Raw genomic sequence first — 15,809 nt, 5'->3', positions numbered from 1 at the left:
CTTTGCCGGTGCAAACCAGTATAACTCGACCAAAACGCTGCATTTTGGTATAAAGTTGCCATAGCAAAGAGATCGGGCCAGATGAATAAACAAACGTCCGACGCAGCAACCTTAGGAATTTTTATGCACTATGCAGAGATCACTGGCTGGGGCAAATGTATCCCACCAGCACGCATTACTAACGATGACATTGCCACCGTGGTTGATACCTCAGATGAGTGGATCAGCTCTCGCACCGGTATTAAAGCCCGCCATATTAGCCACGTAAGCACTGCCGAGCTTGCAACCGTGGCCGCTCAACGCGCGTTAGATTGTGCTGGCGTTGACGCCGAGCAGCTAGATCTCGTGCTGGTTGCCACTTGCACACCGAGTACCATGGTCGCCAATACAGCTTCGGAAGTACAACAACGCCTAGGCGCCAAAGGGGCCGCTACCTGTGACAGTAACGCCGCCTGCTCTGGTTTTTTATATGCGCTGCAAATGGCCACGGCTCAAATCCAGGCAGGCATGATTAAAACCGCTGTTGTAGTCGCCGCCGAGCGCATGCTGTGGTATGTCAATTGGGCCCTGCGTGACAGTGCGGTGTTATTTGGTGATGGCGCCGGTGCGGTGGTACTGCAAGCCAGTGAGCAACCATTAGGGTTACTCGCGAGCAAAAGTGGCTGTGACAGCAGCGACCGTTCAATTTTGCATATTAGTAACTTTGGCACCAACGTGAATAAATACCAGACCATTGGCGGGTCTGATTTAAACTTTGTTGGCCCGGAAATCTTCAAACGTGCCGTCAAAGGAATGAGTGTAGCCTGCGACGATGTGTTGAGTCAGGCACAACTTAGCCTCGATGACATCGATGTATTAGTACCACACCAAGCGAACTTACGAATTATCCAATCAATTCAACAGCGCTTAAAAGTGGACGATGACAAAGTGATGGTTAATATCGATGAATACGGCAATACCTCCGCAGCAACCATTGCCATTGCCTTGTGTGAGGCTGTAGAAAGAGGGATGGTCAAACCCGGCGCGAATATAATGTCAGCCGCCTTCGGCGCTGGCCTGACATGGGCAGCCAGTTACATAAAGTGGGGTGAGCGTGTAACTCCAGTACGTGAAAGTCAAGCGGCTTTACCTGAGTGCTCGCAAACTGGGTTAGAGCTCATTGCCGAGGCGGTAACGGCCTGCCAACAAGGGTAACGCGACTATGGGCTGCAATGGTGGCCCAATTACTTTAAAACTTTCATAAATGCCGCTATGGTTACCTTGAGCGTAAGCTATATAGGAACAGTGTTATGGCTAAAGGCGGTTTGAAAGTAGATATAGAGCGCCACCAACAGCGCATCTATATCGCCTTAGTACTGACCGGTACGTTGAATCATGAGCATTATCAACTACTGACGCCATTATTCGCTTCGGCCTTGGCTGATATTGACGAGCCCATTGTCGATGTTTTCATCGACGCCAGTCAGCTAGACGGTTTTACGACACGAGCTATGTGGGATGATTTCAAGTTAGGGGTTATTCATCGTAAGCAATTTAAACGCATAGCCTTGTACGGCCATAAACGGTGGCAAAGCTTCGCGGCAAGTGTTGCAAATTGGTTTGTCAGTGGCGAAGTTAAATATTTCGACGACCCCCGCGCGGCAATCGCCTGGTTATCTGAACATTAAAAAGGCCGCTTACGCGGCCTTTTGTGTAACTTTTTTGCTTAGCTACCAAAGCGCTGTTGCAACATGGTGTATGCAGCACGAATACCAAAGGCCTCTCCACCAACCGGGCGACCTGGTAGTGCGCGCACATTCCACGCCATAACATCAAAGTGCACCCAAGGTGTTTCTTTAGCAACAAACTCTTGCAGGTAAAGCGCTGCGGTTATGGCGCCGCCAAATGGCCCTTGTGAGCAGTTGCTCATATCCGCCACGTCGCTTTTCAACAAGTTTTTATACTGAGCAAACAATGGCATACGCCATACTGGGTCTTGGCTTTGATAGCCAGCCTCTGTCAACGCCTGAGCGATGTCATCATCGCTACTGAAAAAACCGGGTAACTCGGTGCCAAGAGCAATTCGCATCGCGCCGGTGAGGGTGGCGAAATCGATAATAAGATCGGGGTTATCTTGCTGCGCTTCATCAAGCGCATCGCACAACACTAAGCGACCCTCGGCATCGGTATTGTCAATTTCAACGGTAATACCTTTACGAGTTTTAACCACATCACCTGGGCGAAACGCATTACGTGATACCGCATTTTCGACTGCAGGAATTAACACCCGTAGCTGCACGTTTAAGCCAGCTGCCATGATCATATTAGCAAGGCCCAATACATGCGCTGCACCGCCCATGTCTTTTTTCATTAATCGCATACCCGCCGCAGGCTTTAAATCTAGACCGCCGGAGTCAAAGCATACGCCTTTGCCTACTAAAGTGATTTTGGGCGCTTTTTTATCACCCCAGCGCAAATCAAGCAATCGCGGCTTGTTTTCACTGGCACGACCGACCAAATGAATGGTCGGATAGTTTTGCTCTAATAGCTCATCACCGATCCACTGTGAGAATTGGCCATCGTAACGCTCAGCTAAGTCGCTCATGACTTCACTCAAGTGTTGAGGCATCATATCCGCCGCAGGCGTATTAACAAGATCGCGCACTAAGTTTGTCGACTCAACACTGGCTACCAGCTCATTGAACAACACCTTATCGGTTATGAGTAAACGCGCTTTCGGTGCATTCGTTTGTTTATAACCGGTGAATTGATAGCCACCGAGCGCAAAACCCAGGGCAATATCACGTTCGTTGGCGCAGTCAGTCAGTTGATAATCGCCCTCTGGCAACTTGTTCACACTGTCTCCAGCGGCCCACACACTTTGCTCATTATCGCTGACTAAGACTGCCAGTTTAGGTTCGCCATTGTCGGTATTTGGTACAACACATAGACCTTGACCTCCACCGAGTGAACGCAATACCCAAGTTCGGGTAAAGTCATCCTGTTGCTCAGACCATGTCTCTAAGTTGTTTTCATTGATAACATAAAAAGGGATTGGCGCGTTATCCTTACGCGGCGTATTTACCAAAAGATTCATTGCAGACTCATCGTTGGTTGCTGATAATATCCAGCATATCAAGTTCGCCTTATAATTGGTATAGGATGAGTAATGGCGTCTTCACTTTCCAGCCGACGGTTGTTTTTTGCTCTGGGTTTAAGCAATGAGGCAAAGTCTTCACTCGCGCACTGGTTACAACACCATGTCATTGCCGATAAAGCCTTTACGCAACCACGAAACTGGCACTTAACCCTGTTATTTCTTGGCAATACCCCTTTGAATACAGAGGCTGCGCTGATTAAAGAAGTGAGAGCCCTGCAGCTTAGGAAGTTTAACTTAACGGTGGCAGACATCGATTGGTGGCCCAGTAATGGCATTTTTCACCTTCGCCCCAGCTCACCACCTGATGCGTTATTCACACTGCACAATGGCCTCAAAGAGATAGCACAAAAACATCATATTGAAGATCCGCACCGGCGCTATCGCCCCCACATCACCCTAGCAAGAAACTGCAAAGCGATGCCCACAGTTGCTCAACCGATGCCAGCTTTTGATATGCAAGTGCATAGTTTTACATTGTTTGAGTCGACCCGTGATGAGCAAGGCTTGGTCTATCGCCCGATTGAACATTTTACGCTGTATTAGCGTGCTTTTAAGCAAATACATTGAGACTCTAAGGATGGCACACTATGCTAAAGGTAACCGGTTCCCTACATCGCATTACCAGTCAGAACCACGACTTTGAATTATCTATTTTCAAGGATCCATCATGACGCGATTTATTTACTTTCTTTTACTTTTTTCTTTCGTTGCCCACGCAGAAAATGTGCATGTCGGCGATTTTGGCGCCACAGCCGATGATCAGCAAGATGACAGCGTAGCGATACAAAGCGCCCTCGACTCACTGACCAAAGGTGACACACTTATCTTTGCTGAGGGCACTTACGATGTGTGCACCACCTTAGTGTTGCAACACAGTGAGCAAATCACTTTGCGCTCTTTTACACAGAGTAAATTAAAAAAGTGTGCAAACTTTTCTGGAGAATACTTGCTTTACGTTAAACCAGCGCAAGACTTCACCTTAAGCTCGTTACATTTTCAAGGGCTCCATAACGGTCACCAAGTTAGCACCTGGGGCAAACAAGGTGTGTATATCGCCTCGGCTACAAATGTAAAAATTATCGGCAATGAGTTTAGCAACTTTGGTGATGCCGCTTTGCGCGTGACCTCTGGGCCTGAAGCCGATTATTTCACCACCAATACCCGTGAAGTCATGATCGCCAGCAACCGCTTTAGTCAGTGTCGGCAAGTGACAACAACACAAGCACAGACAAACTCTTACGTGGGAGGGGTGAATGATATTGTGGTGTTGGACAATGAGTTTGAGAGTTGTACCCTTAAGCTTTCAACTCGTGCGCCAGCACAAACTGCTAATGTGTTGTTCAATACCTTTAAGGATATTAACAAGACCGCATTTGATGTGAGCTACTACTCAGATTTGTGGGTCGCTCATAATCGCTTTATGAACATTGATGGGTTTGTTATGAACTTATACCCGAACTCTCAAGCTCCCCGACAAATCCCGTGGGATAACATTATGTTTGAGAAAAACTTTATTCATAACACTCGATTTGGTCTGCGCCTAAATAGTCTTGGTAGAGAGCAACTGCGCCCTGTGTACGCCTTGACCGTGCGCGATAACCGTTTTGAGCAAGTCCACTTCGCCGAGGAAACCAACTGGCGTGATATTGTGCGAACCTACAGCTACTCTGATCACGCTTCTTTCGATGGAGTACATATTTCTGGAAACGAATATGAACTCGCCCCGGACAGCGATTTTCTTTACATTGATCCCCTTAGTCGCAATGTGTATATCGACAACAACACTGCCCTCCCCACTCAACCGGGCAGTTAGCTGAGCCCGGGCTAGTTGGGCACGCCAGTGTCTAAACTAGTCCTTAGGAGGGGAACTGTCGTCGCAGCGGGATGAATTCTTAGCTGGTGGTTTAGGGTGACTGAACGAGCTAGGTAGCACCTCAACCCCTACCAGCTTGGCAATTTTAACAACAAGGGGAATGGTAATAGGTGCAAATGGAAGTATTGCAAACACGCCTAAACCCAGCCCCTTTAAAATATCTACAAACTGTTCATTCGCCACTTTGAGTTCATGCTTCGTGGCGTTACCACGCGTGTAGCGTCGGTAAATATCCAACATCTCTTTTGTTTCTTGGCGTTCTTGCGCCAAGGCCCACTTCACCGTCACCATCGCGCGACGTAATTTCAATTTTTGTCGCCGCCGAGAAATAAGCAGCACGCGGATTGGAGCGCGATGGAATAAACGATAGATGCGCATAAGGTCTTCACTAAGTAGTTACTAAATGATTGTCACACAGATAACTCCTAGACGCTAGCACCATGCAATTTCTCCCACTTAGGTCTAATATTTTGTAACAAAAGTTATTGTTGTGTTGAATCTATTGTAAACAACATGTATAGATACCTTATACACAATGACAACAAAGAATCATAAATCTGTATACTAACTGGGGGATACAATATGAAGTTGAAATACAGAACTCTGCAAGCAGCCGTTCGCTGCGCACTTCTTTCCACATCAACGGTAGCGCTGCTACACACCGGTAATGCACTTGCTGAAGACGAGAGCAACGCTGAAAAAACGAAAAATATTGAAAAAATCGCCGTCGTAGGGTCTCGTGCTGCGCCACGCTCTATCGGCAGTTCTCCTGTTCCGGTTGATATTATCGGCGGTGAAGAGCTCAGTAAGGTGGGTAATTCCGATATGTTAGAAGTGCTTAAAGGCACTGTTCCATCATTTAATGTACATAGTAACCCTATCAGTGACGCAGCAACGCTTGTGCGCCCTGCCAACTTGCGAGGTCTCCCCTCAGATAGCACACTAGTCTTACTCAATGGTAAACGCCGCCATCGTGCCTCGGTCATCGCATTTTTAGGCGGTGGTATTAACGATGGTGCACAAGGCCCTGATATTTCAGTGATCCCAAGCATCGCGCTGAAACAAGTAGAGGTATTGCGCGATGGTGCTGCGGCGCAGTACGGGTCGGATGCAATTGCTGGGGTAATGAACTTCGTGCTTAAAGATGCCAGCGAAGGGGGTACGTTTGAAGTACGCCATGGGCAGTACTACGAAGGCGACGGTGATAGCACCCAAATTGCGGGTAACATTGGTTTACCGTTCACTGATAACGGCTTCGCTAACTTAAGCTTCCAATATAAAAATGCTGATGCGACAAGTCGCAGTACTCAGCGCGCTGACGCGATTGCGTTAACAGCGGCGGGCGTGCCGGATATTGACGACCCTGCACAAATTTGGGGTACCCCAGAGATTGAGGACGACATTTCCATTTTTGGTAATGTTGGCTTAGAGCTAACCAATGATGATGAGTTCTACATGTTCGGTAACTATTCTGAGCGTGATGTTCGTGGTGGCTTCTATTATCGTAACCCGCATACACGCCCAGGTGTGTACTCCAACGATGGCGGTGAAACGCTGCTTGTGGGTGATTTAACTGGCGATATGAGCGGCAACTGCCCAACCAATATCCAAATCGACGATAACGTACTGGACAACCCAGAGTACATTAATGGCGTTGCTAATAACCCTGATTGCTTTGCCTTTAATGAAATTCTTCCTGGTGGCTTTACGCCAAACTTCGGCGGTAATATCGTTGACACCTCATTCACGGCAGGTGTTAAAGGTGAGTTTAGCGATGGCTGGCTCAAAGGTTGGCTCTATGATGCCAGTGGCTCAGTGGGCTATAACGCCTCACGCTACTTCCTCTATGACACCGTAAATGCCTCTTTAGGTCCGCAAACACCGCGCGATTTCTCACCAGGTAAATACGAGCAGCTAGAGAAAACATTTAACTTCGATATCACCCGAACCTTTGATTGGGGCTTGTATTACGATGCCAACGTTGCCGGTGGTATTGAGTGGCGTGAAGAAACCTTCACCGTGATCGCTGGCGATGAAGATTCATTTGAAATCGGTCCGCTAACAGAGCAAGGCTTCAGTATTGGTTCTAACGGCTTCCCTGGCTTTAAGCCTTCACAAGCCGGTGAATTCACACGCCGCAACTATGCAGCCTATATTGATATCGAAACACCATTCACTGAGAACTTTTTAATGGGCTGGGCGCTGCGCTATGAAGACTACGACAGCTTTGGTTCAACAACTAACTACAAAGTAACGGGTCATTACACTATTAATGACATGTTCTCATTGCGTGGTTCATTAAGCACTGGTTTCCGTGCGCCGACTGTTGGGCAAGCGAACGTTAGTAACGTGCAAACGAACCTAAGCAGTGGCGTGTTGGTTGATTCGGCGCTATTACCACCAACTAACCCGATTGCGGTTCAACTCGGTGGTGAAGAACTACAACCGGAAGAGTCTGATAGCTATACCTTCGGTGCGGTTTACCAAAACGGTGATTTCTATCTAACCATGGATTACTACAACATCGATGTAGAAGACCGTATCAGCCAATCAGAAAAAATCGTGCTTAGCGATGAAGATAAAGACATCTTAAAACAAGCAGGTGTGCCGAATGTCGACCAGCTTGCACAAGTCAGTTTCTTTACCAATGACTTCGACACCACCACTGAGGGTGTTGATATCGTAGCCAACTACAGCACTGATTTACTCGATGGTTTCTCAACCTTTAGCTTGGCGTACAACTGGAATGAAACTGAAGTGACCAGCTTCAGTGATATTACCGGCGACTTTAAAGTACAACGCCTAGAGGAAGACCTACCTAATCATCGTGGTACAGCAACTTGGTCACAACAATGGGATTCATTCTCTGGCTTTGTGCGCGTGAATTACTTCGGTGAGTACCAAGGTGTTCATGTTGACTTCGACCAAACAGCAAAAATGGCCGATGCCGCAGTAACGGTTGATGCGGAGGTGACTTACTACCCCACCGAAGCCATCGGTCTATCTGTGGGTGCACAAAACATCTTCGACCAAGAGGCAGAGCCTTTAGATTTCGAGGACCGTACAGGTATTCCTAATAACAATTGGGGTGGCTTGTACTATGAAACCTCGCCGTTTGGTTTCAATGGTGGCTATTACTACGTAAAAGCGACTTATAGCTTCTAATAGAAGCGCATTAACCACATCACAGGCGGGCGTAAAGCCCGCCTTTTTTATGCTTGCGTCGACACAGGCCGCGCGGTATGTTGAATTAAAAAGCTTTACCGAATCACTATGACTATTTTAGAGCGCGCTAATCAGCTACTAAGTGAAAACAAACTGAAGGAAGCCGAGTTTCATTTTAAATCGGCGCTTGAAGCCGACCCGAATCAAGGCGAAGCACTGTTTGGTTTGGGTCGCATTGCTATCCGCTTAGAGAAGTACCCTCAGGCAGTCTATTTGCTACAAAAAGCCTGCCAAAGGCTCCCTAAAGTACTCGACCCTTTATTTGCGCTTGCCGATGCATTTGACGGCCTAGAGAAACGAAGTGATGCTTATGAAGTACTGCACTACTGCACAAAAATTGCTCCTCATAACGGCGAGTCCTTTTATCGCTTAGCCCTGCACCATCTTACCTATGGCTATATCAAAAAAGCTAAGCAGGCTCTGCTCAATGGCTTGGGCTGCCCCGATCACCCGGTCACCCCTTACATATACTATGAGTTAAGCCAACTGAAAGGTAATAATGTTACTTCTAAACAGATTGCTCATATGCACACTCTGCTTAGCGCAAGCCGTAGCACGCAAGCCAAAGTGGTGCTGCATTACAGCTTGGCAAAAAGCTATCATAACAGTGGTGACAAAACTCAGGCCTTTGCTCACTATCGTTTAGCCAATGAAATGCAATATACCTTGTGTACGCCTTTAGGCGAGGGCTTCGAGCAGTACATCAACACGCTCATAGCGCAGTTTTCAACAACCTTTATTGCTGAGCAACAAGACACCTTAAAGGCCAGCTTTATTCCAGTGTTTATTGTTGGCATGCCACGGACGGGTTCCACCCTGTTAGAGCAAATGTTGTGTCAGCACCCAAGCATAGCAAGCCTGGGTGAAAACGACGTTATTAGCGCCAAACTAATGGCTTATTTGAGCGCGGTCAATGAAGCTCCTTTCCCACAATGCATGGCCAATACGAACACCGATATTCGTAACCGACTGCGGCAGATGTACGTTGATGAACTGACCAAGCATCAACTCGCTCACCGTGTCGTGATCAATAAACTCCCTGCTAACTTTCAGGCTCTCGGAGCTATTCAAGCACTGATGCCGAATGCCGTGTTTATCGATTTGAGACGTAATTTCCAGCCCATGGCTTGGTCGGTATTTTGTCATTACTTTGGCGCCAATGAGCCCTTCTTCTGCCATATGGACACCTTAGCTCGTTACTACGAAGGCTATGATAACTTGATGCAACACTGGCGAGACACATTGGGTGAGAATCTGATCACGATACATTACGAACAATTAGTGCAAGAACCTGAACAGTCGCTACGGAAAATATTCAGTAAATTGGAGTTAAGTTACACACAACAATGCTTGCGCTACTTTGAATCACATCACGCGGTGACGACCTTGAGTCGCCATCAAGTGCGTGAACCCGTCTATAAAGATGCGAACAAAGCTTACAAAGAATATGAGCAAGCCTTTAGCGAATGCTTTAGCCGTAGCGTGAAAACCAGGCCAGTACATCCTGAAACTGATCCCGCTGCGCTTGGGGATGAGTAAGCATGTCAATATGACCATAGTCATGGTGATGGCCATGACTGCGCCCGTACAACTTAAATTCTTGGATGCCACAACCTGACTCTTGCATAAACTTCTTTATATCTATGGGTTGTGCCAGCGCTTTATCCTTCACCCCTGCGATGTGCAACGTTGGCGGTAACGCCAAGCGTTTAATGGCATGGCCATAATCAAAACCATCGTCGCTATCAATCCAAGGCCTTACCTTTGCCCACTGCATACTTTGATAGTGTGATTTAACGGTTTCGTCATCACTGCCCCACTTCAGTTTACGCGCAGGCAAATAGCCATATTTCTTCGCTTTTTTTGGCGCCAACCAATACCACACCAAATTACCTTTAAGGAATTTACTAGGGTGACGGTTATACAATGAGCGCTTGGATCCAAAATATGCACAGGCGCTGACTTTCTTTATGTACTCAGGAAAGCGAGCAAAGACACTGTTGAATAACACGCCACCCCAAGAATGAGCGACCCAAAAACGAGGAAATTCACCGGCATGCTCCGTTATTTTGCTCAAAAACGCTGGGATCTCATGACATATGGCCTCGGTTTGCCCATAACTGGCCCCTGGGCCTATTGATGGCTTACTTTCGCCACGACCACATAAGTCGGCGACATAACATCGATATCCATGTTTAGCTAAAAAAGGCGCTAATCCTTTATTCGAATGCGTATAAAAAATCTTGCCATTTTCAACAGCACCATGCATAAAAAAGATGGCTGGACCTGTGGCGTTATATTGCGCAAGATAACGTAAATGCAGGGTTTGCTGCTCACTGTAATCAATATATATCGACTGTTGAATAATATCGCTCATACTTGATACTGCTTATTCTTTTTTACTCATCGTACCAGCATCAAATGTTATCAACAAGTAACATAATTCAGTCACTATTTAGCCACAACAGCTATGCTCACATGGTGAATAAGTCTGTGGTGTAAAGAAAAGTCATGAAACTAAAAATGAGCAATATAAGCGCATGTAACGCTCTTCGTCAGTCATAAAGCACTACTGCAGCAGAGTGATTTTCTCTATAATGGTGCTTTTAGCCGAATAGAGTTTGCCCTTGCATCCGAAGAACCGTCACGCCAACGGCTATGATTTCGACGCCTTGTGTCGAAGCTTACCTAGCTTAGAGAACCACATTATTACTCGGCGCGATGGCCAGCCAAGTATCGATTTTAGCGATCCAAACGCGTTAAAAACACTCAACCAAGCACTGCTCAAGCACCATTATCACATTGATATATGGGATTTACCCAGCGGCTTTTTATGCCCCCCGGTTCCCGGGCGAGCCGATTATGTGCACCACTTACACGACTTACTTGCCAACGACAGCGGCTTAGATGTCGCGCATCATAAAGTAAGAGTATTGGATGTGGGGACCGGCGCATCGCTCATTTACCCTATCTTAGGTCATAAACTATTTAACTGGCAGTTTGTTGCCAGTGATATCGACCCCCAGTCTGTCAAGCTCGCTAAGCAGTTAGCACAACTCAATCAATTACCTATCAAGGTACAACAACAAAAACGTCCAAGTAGTTATTTTAACGGCATAGTTAAAGCCCAAGATACCTTAGTCGCCACCCTGTGCAATCCGCCTTTTCACGACAGCGAACAAAGTGCACAGGCCGGGAGCGAGCGCAAATGGCGTAACCTTAAAGGCCAAGCAAAAGGGGCACACCTCAACTTTGGCGGTCGTGCCAATGAGCTATGGTGCCATGGTGGCGAACTTGGCTTTGTGCGCGATATGATTTTAGAAAGCAGCCATTATGCCGAGCAGGTACTGTGGTTTAGCTCATTGATTTCAAAAAAAGACAACCTCAGGGCCCTCAAAAACACCTTGCGTAAGGCTGGGGCCATCAATATTGAGGTGGTGAATATGGCCCAAGGGCAAAAAGTCAGCCGCTTTCTTGCTTGGAGCTTTATGCCACAGACTGAACGTCAAGCACGCTTAGAACAATTGCTTTGCTGAGTGGTACTCGGGTCATTGAGCGCTTGCTTATAATGTTTACGACACACGGAAACATAGCGCTCGTTACCACCAATTTGCACTTGGTCGCCACTGGCAACCACCGCTCCTTCGCTGTCATAGCGCAGTACGTGGTTGGCTTTGCGGCCGCAGTGGCATACGGTTTTCAGCTCCACCAGCTTATCGGCCCAGGCTAATAAATATTGTGAACCGACAAAGAGTTCACCAAGGAAGTCACTGCGTAGACCATAGCATAAAACGGGTATGCGCAACTGATCGACAACCTCGGTGAGCTGCCACACTTGCTGCTTCGATAAAAACTGGCTTTCATCCACCAACACACAGTTTACCGGCTGAATTTGATGCTGCTGTTGGATAAGTGCAAACACATCAGACTCACCGTCAAAGACATAGGCATCGGCCTGCAAGCCAATTCGCGAGGCAACCTTACCAACACCTGATCGGTCGTCTATCGCGGCAGTCATAATCATAGGGCGCATACCGCGCTCACGATAGTTAAAAGCCGATTGCAGTAAGGTTGTGGACTTTCCAGCATTCATCGCCGAGTAGTAGAAGTAGAGTTGAGCCATAGTGATTGTTATCCATTTTTTTCGCGCGCCAAGCTTACACTAAGGCTTTATGAAAGTCATATCTCCTCTCAGAGAGCTTTAAACAACACTAATCGCGAATTTGTAGATAGCGTCGGTAAATAGCAGTGGTATCCAAGCCTTTTAGCGCATCCCATATACGTTCCACTCTGTGCGGATAGGCCTGGTAAAATTTTGGGGCGAAGATAAGATAGCCATAGTGCACATCAAAAGGCGGATAAAGTGGGCTCACCCCTTGGATATCGGCGGGCTCAACATATAGGTTCTGATTACCAACTTGGCAAAAATCCATCACTGCGTGTACACGCCTGTTGGCCAGTAGCCGGTATGCGTCTTGCTGCGAAAAAACAAAATGCACAAAAACTGGCTGATCGTTTAAGCGCTGGGCAATAGCGTAACCATGCGGCAAGGCAATCGCCACACCTTGCTGTTGCAAATAGTGTCTTCTTGGCCAGAACTCATGAAATTCACGATTGCCAATAAAACAACTTCCCACTTTACTCAGGGCACGATCTGTATCAACGTCATCATTAATCATAGGATAACGCAGCCGAGAGAGTCGTTGCTTTCGATAGCTGCCTATTAATGCTTGCGCTTCGCCCTTTTCAACCATATCTAAACAGCGCTTCCAAGGTCTGCGAATAAATGCAAAACGCACGTTCTCTAGATGTGACTGTAATTGTTGGATCACTTCTATGTTAGCACCGGGGTTGTGGGTAGGCACCTCTCGGGTTTGTCCCATGTAAAACGGCACCACCTCTTTGTCCTCATAACAAAGGGTTATTCGCAGATTAGTGTTAGCTGCCAATGCGACGCGGCAACAAACAACTGTTATAACCACCATAAAAAGGAGGAACCTAACCATTTAAGACCACTTAGCTGGATTAATTGTGTTTTAGTTTAGTCGTCGTAGTAGGCCTGTTCAAACGCTAACAACCATTGTTTTTTGTCCACCCCACCGGCATAGCCAGTCAACGTGCCGTTACTGCCGATAACACGGTGGCAAGGCACGATAATACTGATAGGGTTTTTACCATTCGCTGCGCCCACGGCGCGCACTGCGTTAGGGTTATTTAATAACTTGGCAATATCACCATAGCTGCATGTAGTTGCATAACCTACCGTCATCAATGCATTCCACACCTGATTTTGAAAATCAGTGCCGGCGACATCAATAGCCACATCAAATGTTTGCCGAGTACCATCAAAGTACTGCTGTAGCTGATAGAGTGCCTGATTTAGCAGGTCGTTGTTGCAACTAAGGCCACTTTGGGCACGGCTCATATCAAAGCCGACATAACACAGGCCATGATCGGTGGCCTGGATTAACAAGGCGCCTATCGGCGTCTCTAGCGTTGTTTGGTACATAGTCATAATTGTTGCCATAGCTGAAAGGTTAAATAAGAACGAAACGGTGCGCAGGCTTCGGGGTCTAGGCTCGGCAGATGTTGCAGCGCTTTTTTGACCCCCAAGTCCCCCCCTAAATAGATATCAGGGTCGCTCAGACCACGCATTTTCGCATAGTTTACAGTCCAAGGGCCGATACCTTTTATGGTTAACCAAGCGTCTACATCGTCAATGCCATGGCTGCTCACATGCCGGGCTAAATCAATAAGCGCCTGTTTACGCCTTGCGGGCATTTTAAAAAAGCTAAGCTCACTTTGCGCCACTTGGTGAGCACTTGGAAAATAGCGCCCTTCATCACCGAGCGATGCCACCAAGGTTTTGCTTAACTGTCTTGCAGCACTAACGCTGACTTGTTGACCTAACACCGCCCTGATACCCGCTTCAAACGGCTCCCAAATGCCTGGCAGCCTGAGCCCTTGTTTAAGCGGCAGAGACTCCCCGAAAGCACGATGTAGTTGCTGATTTATCACCTCGGTATCAGCATCCAAATCTAAAACACGGCGAATGTTCGCCACTACAGCCTGTAAATGAGACCAATCCGTGAGGGTAATATCAACCCAAAAGCCTTGTTTGGCTCGGTCAAAAACAGCATTAAACTGGCCTTTACAGGATGCATACTCAAAGGTGCGACCATAGCTGTTGGCGTCAACCCACTCTACAGGGTCGACCGCCCGCTTTGCTAAAAACTGTTGCATAGAAGGCCAGTCATAAGGCGGGCGAAAACTTAAAAACAAATTAATATGCTGCTGCGTAGGCGACTTTCGGCTACGAATATCACTCGGAGTGAGCTTTAGAAGCTGTTTAAATGCATCATTGAAGCGCCGAACACTGTTAAAGCCTGAAGCGAATGCAATGTCAGTAATTTTTAGCTGTGTTTGCTGCAATAGCTGTTTGGCAAACTGGCACTGGACAAACTGGGCGTATTGGCCAGGTGCGATACCATAATGTCGTTTGAATAATTGACTTATATAACTTTGCGACACCCCTAGGCGCGCCGCCAGCGCAGGTAACCCTCCCTCACGCCATTGCCCTTGATCAATTAACTTTTTGCCACGCAGTGCGGTTGTTTGCGCGCCCAGCCAAGGATAACTGCCTGGACTGGCATCGGGGCGACAGCGCAAACAGGGTCGAAAGCCGGCTAAGGCTGCCTGATGTGCATGCTGATAATACTGCACGTTATGCTCTTTTGCCGCAGGGGCTGGGCAAATAGGCCGACAATAAATACCGGTACTACGCACTGCAACGTAAAAGAGCCCATCAAAGCGCTTGTCACGGCTCATCCGGGCTGTTTGGCAGATATCTGGGGGATACATGCTCTACACTCACTTTACTTTAAGTCTTGTGATCAGCTTATCGTAAAATGCGCGAATACCTAGCCAGATTTTACACTCAATATAAAATTAACTTAGCGCCCTGTTGCTTGATGAAAAAGCGCCTCCACCGCTGGCCAATCGATGACCTCATAAAAGGCTTCAATATATTCTGGTCGGCGGTTTTGGTACTGTAGGTAGTATGCATGCTCCCATACATCCAAACCTAGAATAGGCGTTAATCCATCCATTAGTGGGCTATCTTGATTGGCACTGTTGACCACTTGAAGTCGATGATTACTATCAACCACCAGCCATGCCCAACCACTTCCAAACTGCGTTAATGCCGCCTGCGTAAACTGCTTCTTAAATGCCTCCCAGCTCCCTAAGTCACTTTTGATAGCCTGAGCTAACGCACCTTGTGGCTCAGTGCCACCTGAGGGGCTCATCACTTGCCAAAACAAACTGTGATTGGCATGCCCACCCACGTGATCACGGACCGCAGGTCTCAGTGCCTCATCTATCGTAGCGATGTTACGCAACAACCAATGTGCCCCTTTGCCCTCATATTCGCTGTCTTTCAAAGCGTCATTGGCCTTATTGATGTAGGTTTGGTGATGTAAAGTATGATGAATTTCCATGGTACGGCCATCAATATGAGGCTCCAGGTCATCATAGCCGTAAGCTAATTCTGGAAGTTGAAATGCCATCGTC

The 15,809-nt window shown here is 47.3% G+C and carries 15 protein-coding genes; 7 read left to right on the top strand and 8 right to left on the bottom strand.

Annotated features, from left to right (window positions below; genetic code table 11):
• Positions 1-123: 123 nt before the first annotated feature.
• Both FIU82_RS16035 and FIU82_RS16030 read left to right on the top strand, forming a co-directional pair.
• Positions 124-1,194: a ketoacyl-ACP synthase III gene (locus FIU82_RS16035; RefSeq protein WP_138590247.1), complete on the top strand. Its 1,071-nt coding sequence runs from the start codon at positions 124-126 to the stop codon at positions 1,192-1,194.
• A 95-nt stretch (positions 1,195-1,289) separates the two neighbouring features.
• Positions 1,290-1,667, top strand: coding sequence for an STAS/SEC14 domain-containing protein (locus FIU82_RS16030; protein ID WP_152441592.1), 378 nt, complete (start codon positions 1,290-1,292; stop codon positions 1,665-1,667).
• 38 nt (positions 1,668-1,705) lie between these two features.
• Here FIU82_RS16030 and FIU82_RS16025 read toward each other — a convergent pair whose 3' ends face one another.
• Complete coding sequence (locus FIU82_RS16025; protein WP_152441591.1) at positions 1,706-3,076, bottom strand: M17 family metallopeptidase; 1,371 nt, start codon at positions 3,074-3,076, stop codon at positions 1,706-1,708.
• Positions 3,077-3,148: 72 nt separating this feature from the next.
• Between FIU82_RS16025 and thpR the strand changes: the two genes are divergently transcribed.
• Positions 3,149-3,682 (top strand): RNA 2',3'-cyclic phosphodiesterase, encoded by a 534-nt coding sequence (thpR, locus tag FIU82_RS16020; protein ID WP_152441590.1) that lies wholly within the window; start codon positions 3,149-3,151, stop codon positions 3,680-3,682.
• 124 nt (positions 3,683-3,806) lie between these two features.
• The gene (locus FIU82_RS16015; RefSeq protein ID WP_152441589.1) at positions 3,807-4,952 is read left to right on the top strand and encodes a right-handed parallel beta-helix repeat-containing protein; all 1,146 of its coding nucleotides are present in this window, start codon (positions 3,807-3,809) and stop codon (positions 4,950-4,952) included.
• A 36-nt stretch (positions 4,953-4,988) separates the two neighbouring features.
• Here the strand turns inward: FIU82_RS16015 and FIU82_RS16010 are convergent, their stop codons facing one another.
• Positions 4,989-5,390 carry a hypothetical protein gene (locus FIU82_RS16010; RefSeq protein WP_045979008.1) on the bottom strand — a complete coding sequence of 134 codons (402 nt, stop codon included), beginning with the start codon at positions 5,388-5,390 and terminating at the stop codon, positions 4,989-4,991.
• Between the two features lie 204 nt (positions 5,391-5,594).
• Between FIU82_RS16010 and FIU82_RS16005 the strand changes: the two genes are divergently transcribed.
• Together FIU82_RS16005 and FIU82_RS16000 are read left to right on the top strand one after the other, a co-directional pair.
• Positions 5,595-8,177: a TonB-dependent siderophore receptor gene (locus tag FIU82_RS16005; RefSeq protein WP_045979007.1), complete on the top strand. Its 2,583-nt coding sequence runs from the start codon at positions 5,595-5,597 to the stop codon at positions 8,175-8,177.
• Between the two features lie 108 nt (positions 8,178-8,285).
• Positions 8,286-9,776, top strand: a complete 1,491-nt coding sequence (locus tag FIU82_RS16000) for a sulfotransferase (RefSeq protein WP_152441588.1) — start codon at positions 8,286-8,288, stop codon at positions 9,774-9,776.
• Here FIU82_RS16000 and FIU82_RS15995 read toward each other — a convergent pair.
• Positions 9,709-10,614: an alpha/beta fold hydrolase gene (locus FIU82_RS15995; RefSeq protein WP_152441587.1), complete on the bottom strand. Its 906-nt coding sequence runs from the start codon at positions 10,612-10,614 to the stop codon at positions 9,709-9,711. The genes FIU82_RS16000 and FIU82_RS15995 overlap by 68 nt on opposite strands.
• Positions 10,615-10,864: 250 nt before the next feature.
• Here FIU82_RS15995 and rlmF point away from each other — a divergent pair, with 250 nt between their 5' ends.
• Positions 10,865-11,773 carry a 23S rRNA (adenine(1618)-N(6))-methyltransferase RlmF gene (gene rlmF / locus FIU82_RS15990; protein WP_152441586.1) on the top strand — a complete coding sequence of 303 codons (909 nt, stop codon included), beginning with the start codon at positions 10,865-10,867 and terminating at the stop codon, positions 11,771-11,773.
• Here rlmF and FIU82_RS15985 read toward each other — a convergent pair.
• The 5 genes from FIU82_RS15985 to FIU82_RS15965 all read right to left on the bottom strand — a co-directional run bounded on the left by FIU82_RS15985 (position 11,743) and on the right by FIU82_RS15965 (position 15,805).
• Positions 11,743-12,360: a thymidine kinase gene (locus FIU82_RS15985; RefSeq protein ID WP_053910801.1), complete on the bottom strand. Its 618-nt coding sequence runs from the start codon at positions 12,358-12,360 to the stop codon at positions 11,743-11,745. The genes rlmF and FIU82_RS15985 overlap by 31 nt on opposite strands.
• Before the next feature lie 88 nt (positions 12,361-12,448).
• Entirely contained in the window at positions 12,449-13,120 is a 672-nt protein-coding gene (locus tag FIU82_RS15980; protein WP_152441585.1) for a hypothetical protein, read from the bottom strand.
• A 158-nt stretch (positions 13,121-13,278) separates the two neighbouring features.
• Complete coding sequence (locus FIU82_RS15975; RefSeq protein ID WP_152441922.1) at positions 13,279-13,746, bottom strand: methylated-DNA--[protein]-cysteine S-methyltransferase; 468 nt, start codon at positions 13,744-13,746, stop codon at positions 13,279-13,281.
• A gap of 2 nt (positions 13,747-13,748) precedes the next feature.
• A complete protein-coding gene (locus tag FIU82_RS15970) occupies positions 13,749-15,098 on the bottom strand; it encodes a DNA-3-methyladenine glycosylase 2 family protein (RefSeq protein WP_151174057.1) in 1,350 nt (449 codons plus the stop codon).
• Positions 15,099-15,190: 92 nt separating this feature from the next.
• On the bottom strand, positions 15,191-15,805 hold the full coding sequence (locus tag FIU82_RS15965) for a superoxide dismutase (protein WP_152441584.1): 615 nt from the start codon (positions 15,803-15,805) through the stop codon (positions 15,191-15,193).
• Positions 15,806-15,809 lie beyond the last annotated feature (4 nt).

Source organism: Pseudoalteromonas sp. THAF3, assembly GCF_009363775.1.
In the GTDB taxonomy this organism is placed as follows: Bacteria; Pseudomonadota; Gammaproteobacteria; order Enterobacterales; family Alteromonadaceae; genus Pseudoalteromonas; species Pseudoalteromonas ruthenica.
Note: the sequence above shows the minus strand (reverse complement) of the source record. Positions and strands in the feature narration are given on the sequence as shown.